This window comes from Idiomarina loihiensis (genome assembly GCF_024584785.1).
In the GTDB taxonomy this organism is placed as follows: Bacteria; Pseudomonadota; Gammaproteobacteria; order Enterobacterales; family Alteromonadaceae; genus Pseudidiomarina; species Pseudidiomarina fusca.
Window position 1 is genome coordinate 2,697,407 of record NZ_CP074112.1, and the last position, 16,294, is coordinate 2,713,700.

Genomic DNA, 16,294 nt, shown 5'->3' on the forward strand with positions numbered 1-16,294 from the left:
AAACAGGCTTAAAAAGCACTCCGCCGTACTTCCGTGAGCAAGCTATATTGTTCGCGGAAGTAACGGCAACGCAGCTGAACAAGTTGCGCCAAGGCGCGTAGCTGCTCATATTGCGCTACGGTGATCTTGGTATCGGTTAGGTCTAGTTGCATGGCTTCGCGCTCAACGTTATCGACTATTTGTTCAAGTCGACGCTGTAGCAAATCAAATTTAATGCCTGCTTCATCAGCAAAGCTCAGCAAGTCAAACGCGGTAACCTGGTCAATATCGAAATTATCTCCAATGGCCATGGCTAGGTGTGTATCGAGTTGTTGCTGCTGCTTACTTTGCGACATAGCTTCATAAACCACGGAAACCAGATCATAAAACGGGCTAAGCGTAAGCGCGCCACTGCGGCTAACAAAGAAACTAACGTTTTTGCCGTGCGCATCGCTGTTACCAATAACTAAGTTAAATAGTACCCAGTCAAGCAATTGCTCTGCCGTATGCGCGGGTACACTGGTTTGCTTAGCAAGCTGAAATAATTTGGTTAGGCTAACGCCGTCACGAATGTGTTTAACATCACGACCGCTACCAAAGTTTTGTTCATACTTGAATTCTGGCGGTAGATTCAACGCTTGGCAGGCATCAATAATATGGCGTTTGTCTACTTGCCCCTTGCTACGGCGGCGGTCAAAACGTTGCACCTCAAGCGCATGATAAGAACCCAGTTTAAGTAGCTTTACTGGCGCAACCGTTAGGCCAACTTGGTACGCTAAACGCATGCAGAAAAACTCATTGAGCACCAAGGTTGGGTGCTTGGCCGACGCAAACTTCAGAATATGTGTGCTGGCATAGTGGCCACTTGCCAGAAAAAGCTCGTGAGTGTCATTCACGTACACGTTGAGTTTACGCTGTACGCCCGCAACCGATAATCGGTATTTTCCGTCCCATAACGTCATGTCAGCGTTATGGGCTAGTCGCTCAGTGAGTTCGCATTCTGTGACTTTACGTAGCGGGTTCGTGCCGGACTCAGGTGGTTGCTCACCAAATGTTAAAACACCCACGGTGTCGTGGCCAATGGCGGATAATATGCCGTAAACGTTGCGTCGAGATAAATGTTGAGAGGCTATCAGGCTTTCAAAGGCCGGGCCTTCAGGGAATAAGTTTCGCAAAAAGTTAATGACGTTGGCAGTAGCAATTTGCTCGCCGTTTAAGGGTAGGTGCGGCGATACTGCGAAACCTTGCTGCTGCCACGATGGGGTGTATACCCAACTGCATTGTTGAGGGCCATGAAATTTTAGCTCGGCCACGTGATGGGTTTTGGCGTACACGTTTATGGTTGGCGTATTAGAACCAGTCATTGCTCACCTCGGCTACCTCGGTCGTGTCGCTGACGGTGAGTTGAATACCAAGTGCATCAAGCACCTTTAATAAGGTTTCAACGCGCACGCTTTCTAAGCCTTTTTCAACATTGTTATACGCTTGTTTTGACAACTGACATAAGCTGGCCGCATCTTCTAAGGTTATGCCAAGCATGGTGCGTTTATGGCGCACCAATGCTCCAATTGTGGCCATGTTGTTAGCCCGAGAAAGGTCTGGTTTTGGTGTGATAGTAATACTGCGGGCCATATAATCCTTCCATACTAGGATAATAATCGGTTTGAGACTTAGGTAAATCATAAGTCCTATATAAATAGGAATATAGTATGAACTATCGATAAATCAAGTTTATTCCTATTAACTTAGGATATTATTGGGGTATGGTGTTTTAATGTGTAAAATATGACGATTTAATTGCTAATTCGCCATATTTTGCTATTCTTGATGCATGTTTCTTACATAGGGGTTGCCTGCTAAGGCTAAACACATGCAATCAGTTGACGACTTTCATGCCACACTTGGCGAATTAATTAAACGCCAGCGGGCACTCACCATGCCGCAGCGCGACTTTGCATTGCGTGTTGGTTGCAGCCAGCGCACGCTGACACGCATTGAGCAAGGCCAGCCGGTTAACTCCGAAACGTTGTTTAACGCGCTAGCGGTGTTAGGGCTATTGGATGACTTTATTGCGCTAGCAGACAACAAGCTTCGTGCTGCCAAGCATTTACCCGAGCGCAAGCGCCAGACAGACAGCGAGGCATTCGATAATGACTTCTAGCGCTTATGTGTTTATTGAAGGCCTGGCCGAGCAGCCGGTCATTTGTGGGCGTTTTGAGCTGGACAGCCAAGCCAAACACGGCCGTTTTGTATATGGGCGTTCTTATTTAGAACGTGCAGACGCCTTCGCATTAGACCCCGTACACCTGCCGCTAACCGACACCATTCAGCATTGTCACGTCAATAATGGCCTGTTTGGTGTGCTTGCCGATGCTGGCGCTGATGCCTGGGGGCGCAAGCTCATTCTGCAGCTACACCAAACCAAGCCGCAAAACGAACTTGAGTTTCTTATTGCTGGCGCTGCTATGGGCGTTGGTGCGTTAACCTTTAGTTTGTCGCGCGAGAAAACGAAAGCGAAGCATTCGCGCAATGCCATCAATGATCTCGAGCTATTACTACAAGGCAAAAACTCGATATTAGCCGCCGAAACTGTTTCTGACGAAGTAAAGCAAGCTTTTGTATACGGCTCATCAATGGGCGGCGCGCGACCAAAAACACTGCTAACCCACAATGGGCAGGAATACTTGGTTAAATTCAACAAGCCCGACGACTTATATAATGTAGCCCGTGTTGAACATGCAACCATGCGCATGCTTGCCGAGTTAGACGGCGTGCGTGTAGCCGAAACTGAGGTATTACAAGGCATTGGTGCTAGCGAAGATGTCTTGTTAGTTAAGCGCTTCGACCGTGCCGAGCAACGTGTTAGCCACCATTTTATAAGCGCAAATAGCTTGCTGCTGGAAGGCGCGGTGAGTGAGCGTAGCTTAGCGGCAGGCTATAGTTACGGGCAGCTGGCTGAATTGCTTCGCTTGCATAGCGCGGTGGCCACTGATGCCCACGAGCTGTTTATGCGAATGGCGTTCAACGTGTTTATTGGTAATACCGACGATCATGCGCGCAATCATGCTTGGTTGCGGCCTATTGCCGCTGGGCGGCACGAGCCGGCATGGCAATTAGCGCCGGCGTACGACGTACTGCCCATTAGCGCTTCTAAGCTGCATGGGCTTGGTATAGGTGGCTTGGGGCGGCATGGGTCGATAGAAAATTTGCTTTCGCAAGCTAGTCGGTTTGGTTTGCAAGAGTTCAAGGCCAAAGCTATTGTCAACCAAGTGCGTGAGCTAGTTACGCAGTGGCCGCAGTATATGGCGCGCTTTGGTGTGGGAGATGGCGACATAGAGCGCTTGCGTAAGATTATTCCAACTGTGGCTTAATGGCTCAGGATTAAGAGGTTGTACATGAAAATATGGGTGGACGCCGATGCGTGTCCGACGGTTATTAAAGACATTTTGTACCGAGCGGCCGAGCGCAAGCAGATTGAGCTGATACTCGTAGCAAACCAAATGCTACGTGTGCCGCCGTCAAAATGGATAAAAACCAAGCAGGTTGAGTCTGGTTTTGATGTGGCTGATGACTTTATTGCGCAAAGCTGTGAGGCCGGCGACATTGTTATTACCGCCGATATTCCACTAGCGGCAGACGTGATCAAAAAAGGCGGCCAGGCGCTTAGCCCACGTGGCGAGTTGTTTACCACCGCCAACATTGGCAGTCGGTTGAACATGCGTGACTTTATGGACACCATGCGCAGTAGCGGCGAACACACCGGCGGGCCACCGCCCCTGCATCAGCGTGATCGTATGGCCTTTGCCAACGAGCTGGACAAGCTGCTAGCGCGCGTTCGCTAATGTCTATTTGCTGCAGCAACTTTTTGGTCAAACCTTTGCAAATGTGCTGCGCATCGACTTTCTTGAGTCGCCAGCTATGGCTGAGGCGTTTGCAGGTTCATTAACACCCACTGACGTTTTGACGAACATCGAATTATTAGCGGGCAAGCCATTCAACCCAAAAACCGATTTACTTATTTTAGATGAAATTGGCGAATGCCAACGGGCGGTGACGTCGCTTAAGTATTTTGCCGAACAAGCACCGCATATGTACGTGGTGTCTAGTGGCTCGAACATTGGTTTACTGAATAGTTTTCCGGTTGGGAAAGTTGAGCATTACTATCTGCGGCCGTTATCATTTCGAGAGTTTCTTGCTGCCGGCAATGAGCCCGCCTTGGTCAAAGCTTATGACGCACAGATGAACAATCCAGCTGCGCATACACAGCTGTTTGATAAACTAACCGACTATTACTTTACCGGCGGCATGCCCGAGGCTGTTAGTACTTGGTATGCCAATTCCCAGCGTAGTATTTTAGAACGTATTGAAGCTGTAACTAAGGTGCAACGCGACCTTATTTCTGGTTATCAGCGTGATTTTGGCAAATACTCAGGTAAAACGGATGCGAGCTTAATTGAAGCTGTGTTTAATGCGGTACCGGCGCAGCTATCCTCAGATGGTTGATAGATCGACTCCGTAGTTGAGTTCCTCTGCGAAGTCCGGCAGTCCGTAACCGATGGTTTTCTTGTAGAAAGGAGAGACCTTCGCAGTCGGTGCCTTCTTCTTGTGCTTCGTGGTGTAGAGCATTCGTGCCCGCATCACCTCGAAGGAGTAACCGCGCCCTTCACGGTTATTGTCCTTGGCCCTTCGGGATGGTGGCTATCCACTCGTCCAGGGCGGCTTCTGCCTGGAGCCGTGTGGTGGCGCACCACATGGAACTTATCGACCACGATACGGGCCTGAGGCAGCACAGCCTTGACCGCTGCCCGGTAGGGGTTCCACATGTCCATGCTGACGATCTCGACCTTCTGCCGGTCTTTCAGCTTCATCAGGTAGTTGGTCACCACGTCCTGGCGGCGGGTGGCCAGCAGGTCGAGCAGGGTTCGCTCCTCAATGTTGGTCAGAATGCAGCGGTAGCGCTTGTTCAGGTATAGCTCGTCAATGCCCAGGATGCGGGGCGTCTCGAAGCGGTGCCAGCGCCCCAGGAACTCGGCGCGGGCGTTGAAGATGTCGCGCACCGTCTTCTCGTCCAGGCCGGTCTGTGCCGCCACAAAGGTGTAGGGGTGGTTGAAGGATTCCTTCTCCACGTACTCATGCAGCCGCAGTGTCAGTCAGATCCATCCGGCTCGGCATAAACACTGACCCATCTCCCTGGCGCCTCGGAGGAGGCCTGTATATCGGTATCCGCTGCGGACGTTGCATCACCGCCACAGGATTTGCTCATGATACGACTCCACTTGAACAATGTTGTGGTACGGTAATCCCCCCATTTGAATTTGAGACAACAAAGTTACAGCAATTCCGCAGGCGCCAATCAAAGAGCCGAGAAGCTGAAATGGAATTGAAGGAACAAATAGTAGGGGCGCACGTCCTAAGTAACCAAAAAGAACTAGACCAAATGCAAAGCAAAACGTAACCACGAATATAGCCCCTGGTACAATTTCTATTAATGGTGCGTTTATAGATGCTGCTCTTATACCAAAATCACCATTTCTCTTATATTGAACAAAGCTTCTACCGAGGACGGCTAGCGCCAAAAAACTACTAATTAAAATAAGCGAAACCATATCTATCCTTATCGTACATGACGTTAAGAATATGATTGTAAAGTCTATACTTAATAAAGAGTCAATAGGTACCTAAAAATCGTTCAGGTAAAACTTGGGCATTTACGAATAAATGCCCAAGAACACTACTGATCCCCTTTACTATGCACGAGTCGATAGAGTACAGGCAGCACTACCAGTGTTAGCAAGGTTGACGATATTATCCCGCCGATGACCACCGTGGCCAAAGGCCGTTGCACCTCTGCACCTATGCCCGTATTGAGCGCCATGGGCACAAATCCAAGGCTTGCCACTAGTGCTGTCATTAATACCGGACGCAAACGAATAAGTGCCCCTTCAACAATGCTATTCACTAATTCTCCGGTTTCTAGCAAACGTTGCTTGATGAAGGACAGCATTACCAATCCGTTTAATACGGCAATCCCAGACAACGCGATAAATCCTACCGACGCGGATATGGATAAAGGCATATCCCTTAACCAAAGAGACATTACACCGCCTGTTAATGCCAAAGGGATACCTGTGAAGATAATCAACGCATCGCGTATAGAACCAAACGCAATTACCAGCATTGTCAAAATCACAAACAACGTAACCGGTACCACAATCGTCAATCGTTGACTCGCACTTTCGAGCTGCTCAAAGGTTCCACCATAGTCGAGCCAATAACCAGCAGGTAAATCTACTTCATCATTAATTCTCGCCTGAGCTTCTTCAACAAAAGTGCCAATATCTCTGTCACGCACATTTGCTGTGACAACAATACTACGTTTGCCATTCTCCCGGCTTATTTGGCTAGGTACTTCTTTAAATGCAAGTGTGGCTAATTCGCTTATTGGTACATGCTCACCAGAGGGCGTGACTATGGGAACGCTCTCAAGCTGAGTGAGTTCATTTCGAATGTCGTCGGCATATCGCACGACAATTTCAAAGCGTCTGTCGCCTTCAAAAATCATTCCAGCGGTTTTTCCACCTGTCGCAGCATTGAGCCATAACTGCAAGTCGGCTATATCCAAACCAAAGCGTGCCAATTGATTAGGCTTTGGTGTGACGGTGAAGATTGGAATGCCTTCTACCTGCTCAAGCCTCGCGTCATCAGCCCCTTCAATCGTTGAAATAACGGACAAAATGTCAGAAGCAGATGCAAAGAGGGTATCTAAGTCATCCCCAAATAGTTTTATGCCCAAATCTGCCCTTACCCCACTGATCAATTCATTAAACCGCATTTGAATAGGTTGGGTAAATTCATAATTATTGCCGGGCAAGGTAAACAAGTCCTCTTCAAACGTTTCGACTAGCTCGGCTTTAGTCATTGATGGATCGGGCCATTGTTCCCTAGGCTTCAAAATAACAAACGTATCAGTAATGTTGGGCGGCATAGGATCGGTAGCGACCTCACCCGTACCCGTGCGACCGAATACCGTCTGAACTTGCTCATACTGCATAAGTTTCGCTTCAAGAGTTTTTTGCATTTCAACTGCTTGTTCTACCCCAGTCCCAGGGATGCGTATCGCTTGTACTAAGATATCACCTTCATTGAGCTGGGGAATAAACTCGGAGCCTAATTTACTGCCCATCCATAAACTGCCGACAACCAAAGCACTCGCTGCTACTACCACTAGCCATCTAAAACGCAGCGCTCCGGTTAAAATAGGACGATAGACTGCCTTTGCACCTTTAATAATTGGGCTTTCTTTTTCGCTAATTTTACCTCTCATGAAAATTGCTATCGCCGCAGGCACTACGGTAAAACAAAATACCATTGCGGCAAGCAAAGCCATTATCACGGTCGCTGCCATGGGGTGGAACATTTTACCTTCGACGCCAGTGAGCGTGAACAAGGGGATATAAACAATGGTAATGATCAATACACCAAACAAACTGGGACGTATGACTTCATTAGTGGCTTCATATACAACATTCAGCCTTTCTTTGAGCGGTAGAGTAGCGCCGTTTTGTTTCTGGGATTCGGATAATCGTCTGATACAGTTTTCAACAATGATAACTGCGCCATCGACAATCAAGCCAAAATCCAGTGCGCCTAAACTCATCAAGTTAGCAGACACATCTGTTTTGACCATGCCCGATATCGTGGCAAGCATTGCCAAGGGTATTACAGCGGCGGTAATAAGTGCAGCTCGCACATTCCCAAGCAAAACGAATAGCACAACGATGACAAGTAAAGCGCCCTCGACGAGGTTTTTCTGCACTGTGTCGATGGTTTTGTCAACGAGGCTTGTCCTATCGTAAACCGCTTCAAGGATAACGCCCTCGGGTAAGCTTGTTTTAATGGTTTCGAGCTTACTGTCCACAGCTTTGGCGACCGTACGAGAGTTTTCTCCCACTAACATCATTGTCGTGCCAATCACTGTTTCTTGGCCATTTAACGTGCCGGCTCCAGAGCGCAGCTCTTTACCGAGGTTGATTTGGGCGATGTCTTGAATTTTTACCGGTACGCCATCAATGATCTTAACAACCACTTGGCCGATATCGTCGATGCCCCTCAGTTGGGCTTCCGATCTGATCAGTACTTGTTGCCCATTTTGTTCTACAAAACCAGCGCCTTGATTCGCATTGTTGCGTTCTAGCGCACTGAGAAGGTCACCTGTACTTATCCCAAAGTTTATCATTGCGACTGGATTAGGATTCACATGATATTGCTTTTCAAATCCGCCTATCGCATAAACCTCGGTCACCCCCTCAACAAGCGACAATTGGGGCTTAATTACCCAATCATGGATCTCCCTTAATGCCATAGCATCATAGGGTTGACCGTTGTCCTGTCGCGCCTGAGGCTCAGCACTTAACGAGTACATGTAAATTTCACCCAAGCCTGTGGAGATAGGGCCCATTTCAGGGGTTAACCCTGTTGGCAATTGCGCCGCGATGGCGGTGAGACGCTCGTTGACGAGATTTCGTGCGAAATATAAATCAGTGCCCTCTTTAAACACGACTGTGACTTGCGACAAACCATAGCGTGATATCGAGCGGGTATACGATAAATTAGGCAAACCGGCCAGCGAGGTTTCAACTATAAAAGTTATGCGTTGTTCAGTCTCCAAAGGCGAGTAACCTGGGGTTGCGGTATTTATCTGCACTTGCACGTTGGTGATATCAGGCACAGCATCAATCGGCAATTGTTTGTAACTGTACATACCAAAAAAGGCGACAAACAAGGCGAACAACATCATGACACCACGGCGCTCAATGGATAGACGGAGTATTGGTGCAATCATGCTCTCACCTCACCGTTTTTATGGACTTGGCTTTGCTTTTGACAATAAATGCGCAGGTAATTAGTCATCATCGCCCGCCTCCATTTTTAATAAATCAGCTTTTAGTAGATAGCTATTTTCTACAACGACTTGCTGGCCTATTTGAACGCCCTTCACAATCTCTACTAAACGGTTGTCCGTGTTCCCAAGCTTTACTTGGCGGGGGTAAAATCGCTCCCCTTCTTTGACAAAAACAATGGTTTGCCCATCTAACTCTTGTATTGAACTTTTGGGGAGAGCCAGATTGACTTCTTGGAACCCAATCTGAATATAACCCTCTACCATAGCGCCTAAAGGCCAATAACCACTGCCATTATCAACGTTCACAAACGCGATAGAATAAGGTTTGTCATCAGGTGAGGACGTAATGTGGCTTATACTTGATTGTTGCTGCAATTCCTCAAGCCTTAAAGTGACTTCCATATCAGCGGCAATACGAGTACGTTGTTTGGGGAAAATAGCCAATTGAGCAATTGCGCGAGAGTAATTAGCAACAGAAAGCAGTACTTGACCGTTGGTGAGCTCACCATCATTGGCGTGTCTAGCTATGATTTTTCCAGACATCGGTGAGGTGATTGAGTATTGATTTAAACTCTCGTTTGACTCAATGATTGCCAGTGTGTCACCTTTTTCTACTTTATCTCCAATATTCACCATGATACGTTTTACAACACCGTCGAAGCGGGCACGAATATGACTCAGTGACGCAGGATCATGAACTATCCGCCCAAAGGTTCTGGTTGTGAGCGATAATGTTCCTGATGCGGCCGATGCAGTCACGATATCGTGTTCAAGCATCCGTTCTTGAGATAACACTACGTACTCGGGTCTTTCTTCGGCTTCCTCATCGTCATCATCAGCCAGGGCGACAGAAGCAAACAGTAAAGTAACTAGCATGACTAACATGCCAAGCAAGTCACGTGCGCTAGTAACTAATGTAGATTGTGATTTATTCATTATTTTTTCTCTATTCATTGTGATGATTGAGCAGACGTCGAGGGAGAGTCAGAAAACACGGGAATTCCCGTAAGTGCCTCTAGATCTGCGCTTCGAAGGTGAACTAAGCCTGCGGCTTTTATCATAGTTCGTTGCATATCTATGAGTTGCTGTTGCGTTGTCACCCACTCTATGTAGTTGTAGCGACCACTTTCATAGCCATCCCGCGCCAATTTCAATGCAGATTCCAATGTTGGGACGACATTGTCTTGAAGGGTCGTAACAGTGAGCAAGGCTTGGTCTTTTGCGCTAATGACTTGATTTAATTGGCGAGTGAGTTCACGAATTTTCGCTTGTTTTTGATAGTCTATACTGTCAAGCAATGCGCGCTGTTGTTCGTATTCACCTAGATTCCGCGGCGTGGTATTTAACGGCACCGAAATACTGGCGACTAACGCTGTGTCATCAATTCCCTGCATTCTTCGGATACCGGCTTCCCACGCAATGTCGAACTGCTGACTGGCCTGAACCACTCTCAATCTGGCCTCTTGTACCCGATAGTTATCAGCATAAAGCAGAACGTGTGGATTGCTTTGAAGCTGTGAAAGCATATGTTCAAGTGATAGTGAATTTGGAAACGATAACAGTGTCCCTTCAACTTCCGCAAACGCAGCGTTAGTGTCACCCCACATGATGGCCAGGTCGCGTTTATACTCATTGAGTTTTTGTTCACTTATCAATAACGACAAACGCGCCTGCGACAACGCTGACTCTGCACGTTTTTTCTCAAGTGGTGAAGAAGCCCCCGCTTCAACCCGTGTAGAGACTGTCTGAAGCATTGTGCGAGCCAGCATTTCAGCTCGTTGCTCAGTCTTGTGCAACGCTTGTTGGACAATGACATTGATATATCGTCGAGTTGTTTCACCCAAGATGTCCAGCGTACGAATGCGCCGTTGTGTAAGCAGTTGTGCTTTTTTTGAACTCACCACATTCATTCGGCCGCTGACTTTATCTCCAAGCTCGATGACCGACGATAAGGTCAGTGTCAATTCGGCATCTTTGATACCAGACACTTCGCCTGTTCCCAACACATTTTCAACTTCAACCCCAACAGACATTTCAGGTCGTAAGCTGGCCATTTTTGATTCACCATCCAAAGCCGAAGATTTAAATTCGAACACAACTAAATCTGGGTTGTTTGATAATGTGCGTTTGAGCGCATTTTCAAGCGTGATTGAAGAATTTTGCGCATTGGCAGATTGAACAGATATGCTCATGGTTACCAGTGCAGCAGATATCAATTTCAGATACGCTGAGCTAGCTTTTTTTATGCCCAATGGGCGTGAAGAACTCATAAAAGAACCTTTTGTTCATAAGATAACGACATACATGGAAAGCACCCATGCAAACATATAGGAGGGAATGGATTAATGTTGAGGTGGGCGCAAAAGGCCTTCGACTAGGCCGTCAGTGACGTTGCGGGAATAACTGTATTGATTGGTATATAACGGTTTAGATACGTCATTTATTGGGTGTTGTGCCAGAAACTTAATCTGTCCACATTGACACAGCACACAATGGAAACACTTAGGCTCTTCACTCGACGTATTATCACCAGCATTTACATTTTTTTCGGGAACATCATAAGTGCCTATCGACTTTGATTGTTCAGGGACTGACGATACCTCCGCAGGGTAGTCATCGCATTGAGCGGCGAACGAAAAGCCCGATTGACACATGAGCAAAGTAATAAGTAGCCATGCCAACCTACGCAGTTTTGATGTGCAATTAAAAATTGGCATTTTCTTATCAACTTTGCGCATTAAGTGCTCGCTGTCTTTCATTTCCAGCATCTTCGAGGATCATTTTTGCCCCGCGCAACACAACGCACGAAACTATCACACCGATAACCAGATCAGGCCATCGAGAATCGAGCCAAAACACCAAAACGCCAGCAAAGATAACACCTAAGTTGGCAATCACATCGTTGGCTGAAAATATCCAGCTTGCCCGCATATGCACTTCTTCATTTCTTTGTTTGCGTATGATCACAAGACAAATGACATTAGCAACCAGTGCAACTGCCCCCATAGCCATCATTAGTCCCGATACAGGTTCGCTACCGTAAATTGACCGTCTTACAATATCAATGATAATCAACACACCCAGTGCCATCTGAAAAAAGCCGCTAATTCTAGCCGCATTGGCTTTGTGCAATAGCGATTTACCAATAGCATAAAGGGCAACACCATAGACAACTGCGTCGGCGAGCATATCAAGTGAATCGGCTATTAATGCGGTTGAATCAGCAAGCAACCCGATCCCCATTTCTATAACAAACATTGTCGCGTTTATTCCCAAAAGCCAATACAAAACCTGTCGTTGAGACTGGTCTTTTATTTCAACTTCGCACCCACATCCGCTCATTACCAACACCTGTAGATTTTCGTTTAGTGTAACGCTATCAGGCGTCTACTGTATCGGGGGCTTGCCAGTTCCATAGGTGCACCCAGTTAAAGAACGGGGTCACCGAAACATACTCGCCATAGGCCATTGATTGCTGCACCAGCCACTTTACAACCTGATCAGACGCTGCCAGCAGGCCCGATATGGACAATAGGGCATACGGCGAGAGCTTTTTGCCAATAATGAGCATTATTTAACCCTTCAACGCCAAAATGCGTCTGGCACCGTTAATTACAATGCCCCCCGCGATGGTGCCGATAATCAGATCCGGATAATTGGAACCGGTCCACGCGACCAGGGCGCCGGCGGTGATGACCCCCAGGTTGATCACCACGTCGTTGGCCGAGAATATCCAGCTTGCCTTCATGTGCGCCCCGCCTTCCCGATGTTTGGATATGAGCAGCAGACAACTGGTATTGGCAATCAATGCGACGAATGCGATAGCCATCATCACCAGCGATTCAGGCTCACTACCGAATACAAAGCGTCTCACCACCTCTACGAGCACGCCCACAGCCAAGATCAGTTGCAGTACACCAGCAAGATGCGCGGCACGTACCTGCATTTTCACGCTATGTCCAACCGCATAAAGGGCAAGCCCGTACACCGCCGCATCGGCAAAATTGTCCAGGGATTCTCCAATCAGGCCGGTGGACTGGGCGATCAGACCGGCAGTCATTTCCACCACGAACAGAAGTGCATTGATGCCGAGCAACCAGCGCAGGGTCCCGGATTCTTGCTTAGCAGAAGCTGCCGAAAACTCGGCGGCCTTGATGGTCTCCGGATTTGCAGCGACGGTTTCCTGAAGCGAGGCGCCTAGCCCCAAGGTCTTCAGTTTCGAGGTGACGGGCTCGACCTCGCCGTCATGCACGACCTTCAGCCGGCGGTTCGACAAGTCGAAGGACAGCGCCCGAATCTCCTCAAAGCCGTTCAGGGCTAGGCGAATCATTCGTTCTTCTGATGGACAGTCCATCTTCGGCACGGCATAAACACTGACCCATCTCCCTGGCGCCTCGGAGGAGGCCTGTATATCGGTATCCGCTGCGGACGTTGCATCAGCGCCACAGGCGCCACCACAGGATTTGCTCATGATACGACTCCACTTGAACAATGTTGTGGTACCATTTTAAACTATAAAGCTACTATAAGGTCAATAGAGTGAAGAATCCGTTGGGGAGGAGGCTGATGCGCATTGGTCAGTTGGCGCAGTTGGTAGGGGTCGAAACACAGACGATCCGCTTCTATGAACAGCAGGGCTTGTTGCCGCCGCCTGATCGGCAGGACAACGGTTACCGTGTCTATACCGAGAAGCATGGTGAGGGGCTGGCCTTCATCCGTCGCTGCAGAATCCTGGGCCTGTCACTGGCTGAGATTCACGAACTACAGAGCTATCAGGACGACCCTCATCAGCCTTGTACCGCCGTCAACGCCTTGCTCGATGATCACATCTCTCATGTGCGGTCGCAGATAACCGCTCTGCAAGCGCTTGAGAAACAACTCGTTTCACTGAGAGCGAGTTGCAACGATGACCGGGAAGTTGAGGCGTGTGGGGTTCTTGCTGGAATTAGCGAAGGAAACATGCACCAGCAGTAGGTGAAGCATCAACCAGATAATCCGATGAGATGCCGGTCTGTCTCACTCTCATGCAAAGGTAAGATCAACCATTTAATCCGCTTACCCCCGCTTTTTAGGTGAAGAATAGGGCGACGAATAGGGCGACGAATAGTTTATTGGTTTGTGGCCTGCTCGGGCGTCATTTCCTGCCATAACTGAATGGGGTTGCCTTCAGGGTCCGCTAAGCGAGCAAATCTGCCGTTGGGGTAAGTTTCCGGGTCAACTTTAACGTCAATGCCGGCAGCTTGCAGTTGATCAACCATGGCGTCTAAGTCGCGCACTCGAAAGTTAAACATAAATTGCTGATCGTCGGCACCAAAATATTTGGTTTTGCTATTAAACACACCAAACACTGTGTTGCCACCAGCCTGCACCCATGGCTGTTCTTCGTAGGTTTTAGGCGTTTGTTTTACGCCTAAGTGGTCTTCATACCACTTGGCCAATTCGGCAGGGTTTTCCGCTTTGAAAAATACTCCACCAAAGCCTAATACGGCTTCGCGCTCAGCTGCGGCTGCGGTGGTTAACATGCCCGCAGCTAGCGCTGCAGTGATGGCTTTATTGAGTTTGCTCATGGTTCGTCCTTTTATTGCTCAAGATACACCAGAATATCACCAGGCTGGCAGTTAAGCTCACGACAAATAGCTTCTAATGTGGTGAATCGAATAGCTTTTACCTTGCCTGTTTTCAGCAGCGACAAATTAGTCATGGACACACCAACGCGCTCAGATAGTTCGGTAAGCGACATTTTGTTTTTGGCTAATTCAACATCTAAGTTAATTTGAATGGCCATATTAAACTACTTCGACAGCGTGTTCGTCGGTTAAAAAATGATAAGCCAATAGTAACATCAGCGCCGGAAACAAAACGATGTTAACCACGGCAAGTACAAGCGTTAATTGCAGTACTGCGGCAATAAGCATGCCAACCGCAAATAGTTTGAGCGTGGTGGGTAGCGCAATAAAACGCGCAAGCATAGCTGAGCACATGCCAATAAGTGCAAAACAATAGAGAAATAAAAACACAATGCCAGCAACTAAGGTTACGTCAATGATGGTTTCCGTTATGCTGGGAAATAAGCCCAAACCAAGCAAAATATCAACGGCAACTGTGCTATGAAATAGGGCAACAAAAAACGCCATGGCCAACAGCATATTGGCAATCAACCCGCCGCCAATTTGGTCACGAAAGTACTTACTAAGGCTGAAATACACGTAAATTTCGAGTGCGCCGATGGCCACAAATAAAATATCCCAACCACTCAGTTCAAGAAAATCAGCGCGGAAGGCCATTTCAGCGTTATCGATAATAAATCCGAAAGTGGCTATCCAATAAATTGGAAACAATACCGCGAGGGTTATAGCGGCAATGCCGGCGAGTTTGTATTTGGTGTTATCCATGGTTTATCTCCAAATTGATGTGTTTATAAAATAGACGCGAAATAAACGTTTTGCAATAAATATTTTATGATAAACATAAATTAAATGACTTTTGATTTATACAAAACCAGCCGCCACCTTGTGTGCCGTAAAGATGCCGTAGTTAATTTCATTGAATGTGGTAACTTGTGGCTAACTATTTTGTGGAATACGCATCATGAACATTAATTCAAACCGATTAAAGCAATTACGTGCCGAGCGTAATTGGTCGCAAGAACAACTCAGCGAAATGTGCGGTGTTAACCTGCGTACTATTCAGCGCATAGAAACACGCGGTACTGCTTCGTTAGAAACCGCTAAAGCCTTGGCCGCAGTGTTTGAAGTGTCGGTTGATGAGTTGGCCGGTAGCGATAGTGCCCCTGTAAAAAATGCTGTGCTGCAAAGCGTTTGGGAGAGTTTGCAGAATTTTGATGACTTTAGTGGCCGCGCAACACGTTATGAGTTTTGGTGGTTCTTTGTGCTTTTTGTGTTGGTGCTGGGTTTAGTGGAGTTCATTCATCCGGTTTTAATGAGCATGGTGGCTATTGTATTGTTGTTGCCGTTTTTAGCCGTATCTACGCGCCGTCTGCGCGATGCAGGGCAGAGCCCTTGGTGGCAACTGATGATGTTGGTGCCTTTTGGGATACTAATCGTCATGTATTACTGGGCCATGCCGCGACCAGAACAGCCGCCAGCTACCGAACGGCCCTCTGGTCAGTAGTTTTTAACTTCTCGACAGCGTTTTTATCAAGTGCCAACCAAATTTGGTTCTAATCGGGCCATGCACTTCTAGGGTGGGCTTGCCGAACACCACTTTATCGAATTCTGGCACCATTTGGCCGCGCCCAAACTCACCTAAGTCACCGCCTTTTTTGCTGGAGGGGCAAAGTGAGTGCTTACGTGCAAGGTCAGCGAATTTCTTGCCGCTGGCCAATTGCTGCTTTAGTTTTTCCGCTTCTTCACGGGTTTTTACTAAAATATGCAGAGCATGTGCGCGTGCCAT

General features: G+C 47.7%; 17 protein-coding genes and 4 pseudogenes. 6 read left to right on the forward strand and 15 right to left on the reverse strand.

The window, feature by feature from the left end; translation table 11 throughout:
- Positions 1 to 8: 8 nt before the first annotated feature.
- Both KGF88_RS12930 and KGF88_RS12935 read right to left on the reverse strand, forming a co-directional pair.
- Positions 9 to 1,343: a HipA domain-containing protein gene (locus tag KGF88_RS12930; RefSeq protein ID WP_153827351.1), complete on the reverse strand. Its 1,335-nt coding sequence runs from the start codon at positions 1,341 to 1,343 to the stop codon at positions 9 to 11.
- Positions 1,330 to 1,557, reverse strand: a complete 228-nt coding sequence (locus tag KGF88_RS12935; RefSeq protein WP_162014647.1) for a helix-turn-helix domain-containing protein — start codon at positions 1,555 to 1,557, stop codon at positions 1,330 to 1,332. Before KGF88_RS12935 ends, KGF88_RS12930 begins: the two co-directional genes overlap by 14 nt.
- 292 nt (positions 1,558 to 1,849) lie before the next feature.
- Here KGF88_RS12935 and KGF88_RS12940 point away from each other — a divergent pair, with 292 nt between their 5' ends.
- The 4 genes and pseudogenes from KGF88_RS12940 to KGF88_RS12955 form a co-directional block, all read left to right on the forward strand.
- Complete coding sequence (locus KGF88_RS12940; protein ID WP_153827353.1) at positions 1,850 to 2,140, forward strand: helix-turn-helix domain-containing protein; 291 nt, start codon at positions 1,850 to 1,852, stop codon at positions 2,138 to 2,140.
- Positions 2,130 to 3,350 carry a type II toxin-antitoxin system HipA family toxin gene (locus tag KGF88_RS12945; protein ID WP_153827354.1) on the forward strand — a complete coding sequence of 407 codons (1,221 nt, stop codon included), beginning with the start codon at positions 2,130 to 2,132 and terminating at the stop codon, positions 3,348 to 3,350. The genes KGF88_RS12940 and KGF88_RS12945 overlap by 11 nt, the downstream gene beginning before the upstream one ends.
- Positions 3,351 to 3,374: 24 nt before the next feature.
- A complete protein-coding gene (locus KGF88_RS12950; RefSeq protein WP_153827355.1) occupies positions 3,375 to 3,821 on the forward strand; it encodes a YaiI/YqxD family protein in 447 nt (148 codons plus the stop codon).
- A gap of 1 nt (position 3,822) precedes the next feature.
- A pseudogene (locus KGF88_RS12955) lies at positions 3,823 to 4,470 on the forward strand (AAA family ATPase); the annotation flags it as partial.
- Here KGF88_RS12955 and KGF88_RS12960 read toward each other — a convergent pair.
- The 9 genes and pseudogenes from KGF88_RS12960 to KGF88_RS13000 all read right to left on the reverse strand — a co-directional run.
- Positions 4,471 to 5,129, reverse strand: a pseudogene (locus KGF88_RS12960) (ISL3 family transposase); the annotation flags it as partial.
- An 11-nt stretch (positions 5,130 to 5,140) separates the two neighbouring features.
- A pseudogene (locus KGF88_RS12965) lies at positions 5,141 to 5,242 on the reverse strand (cation transporter); the annotation flags it as partial.
- On the reverse strand, positions 5,220 to 5,585 hold the full coding sequence (locus tag KGF88_RS12970; protein WP_228759594.1) for a hypothetical protein: 366 nt from the start codon (positions 5,583 to 5,585) through the stop codon (positions 5,220 to 5,222). The gene KGF88_RS12970 and the pseudogene KGF88_RS12965, both read right to left, overlap by 23 nt.
- 125 nt (positions 5,586 to 5,710) lie before the next feature.
- On the reverse strand, positions 5,711 to 8,821 hold the full coding sequence (locus tag KGF88_RS12975) for an efflux RND transporter permease subunit (protein WP_153827371.1): 3,111 nt from the start codon (positions 8,819 to 8,821) through the stop codon (positions 5,711 to 5,713).
- A 60-nt stretch (positions 8,822 to 8,881) separates the two neighbouring features.
- Positions 8,882 to 9,817, reverse strand: coding sequence for an efflux RND transporter periplasmic adaptor subunit (locus KGF88_RS12980; RefSeq protein WP_153827370.1), 936 nt, complete (start codon positions 9,815 to 9,817; stop codon positions 8,882 to 8,884).
- A gap of 14 nt (positions 9,818 to 9,831) precedes the next feature.
- Positions 9,832 to 11,151 (reverse strand): TolC family protein, encoded by a 1,320-nt coding sequence (locus tag KGF88_RS12985; RefSeq protein ID WP_153827369.1) that lies wholly within the window; start codon positions 11,149 to 11,151, stop codon positions 9,832 to 9,834.
- A 454-nt stretch (positions 11,152 to 11,605) separates the two neighbouring features.
- Positions 11,606 to 12,223, reverse strand: coding sequence for a cation transporter (locus KGF88_RS12990; RefSeq protein ID WP_015065928.1), 618 nt, complete (start codon positions 12,221 to 12,223; stop codon positions 11,606 to 11,608).
- Positions 12,224 to 12,290: 67 nt separating this feature from the next.
- Positions 12,291 to 12,452: pseudogene (locus KGF88_RS12995) on the reverse strand (signal peptidase II); the annotation flags it as partial.
- A gap of 3 nt (positions 12,453 to 12,455) precedes the next feature.
- Positions 12,456 to 13,352 carry a cation transporter gene (locus KGF88_RS13000; RefSeq protein WP_257119942.1) on the reverse strand — a complete coding sequence of 299 codons (897 nt, stop codon included), beginning with the start codon at positions 13,350 to 13,352 and terminating at the stop codon, positions 12,456 to 12,458.
- Between the two features lie 95 nt (positions 13,353 to 13,447).
- Between KGF88_RS13000 and cadR the strand changes: the two genes are divergently transcribed.
- A complete protein-coding gene (cadR, locus tag KGF88_RS13005) occupies positions 13,448 to 13,855 on the forward strand; it encodes a Cd(II)/Pb(II)-responsive transcriptional regulator (protein WP_004364961.1) in 408 nt (135 codons plus the stop codon).
- Positions 13,856 to 13,989: 134 nt separating this feature from the next.
- Here cadR and KGF88_RS13010 read toward each other — a convergent pair whose 3' ends face one another.
- From KGF88_RS13010 to KGF88_RS13020, 3 genes are read right to left on the reverse strand one after another with little or no spacing between them, the layout of a single operon-like run.
- Complete coding sequence (locus KGF88_RS13010; RefSeq protein WP_228759547.1) at positions 13,990 to 14,448, reverse strand: VOC family protein; 459 nt, start codon at positions 14,446 to 14,448, stop codon at positions 13,990 to 13,992.
- An 11-nt stretch (positions 14,449 to 14,459) separates the two neighbouring features.
- A complete protein-coding gene (locus tag KGF88_RS13015) occupies positions 14,460 to 14,666 on the reverse strand; it encodes a helix-turn-helix domain-containing protein (protein ID WP_153826949.1) in 207 nt (68 codons plus the stop codon).
- A 1-nt stretch (position 14,667) separates the two neighbouring features.
- Complete coding sequence (locus KGF88_RS13020; RefSeq protein ID WP_153826948.1) at positions 14,668 to 15,273, reverse strand: hypothetical protein; 606 nt, start codon at positions 15,271 to 15,273, stop codon at positions 14,668 to 14,670.
- A 196-nt stretch (positions 15,274 to 15,469) separates the two neighbouring features.
- On the opposite strand from KGF88_RS13020, the gene KGF88_RS13025 reads away from it, so the two are divergent.
- Positions 15,470 to 16,012, forward strand: a complete 543-nt coding sequence (locus tag KGF88_RS13025; RefSeq protein ID WP_202912512.1) for a DUF805 domain-containing protein — start codon at positions 15,470 to 15,472, stop codon at positions 16,010 to 16,012.
- Positions 16,013 to 16,015: 3 nt separating this feature from the next.
- Here the strand turns inward: KGF88_RS13025 and KGF88_RS13030 are convergent, their stop codons facing one another.
- Positions 16,016 to 16,294: a peptidylprolyl isomerase gene (locus tag KGF88_RS13030; protein ID WP_153826947.1), complete on the reverse strand. Its 279-nt coding sequence runs from the start codon at positions 16,292 to 16,294 to the stop codon at positions 16,016 to 16,018.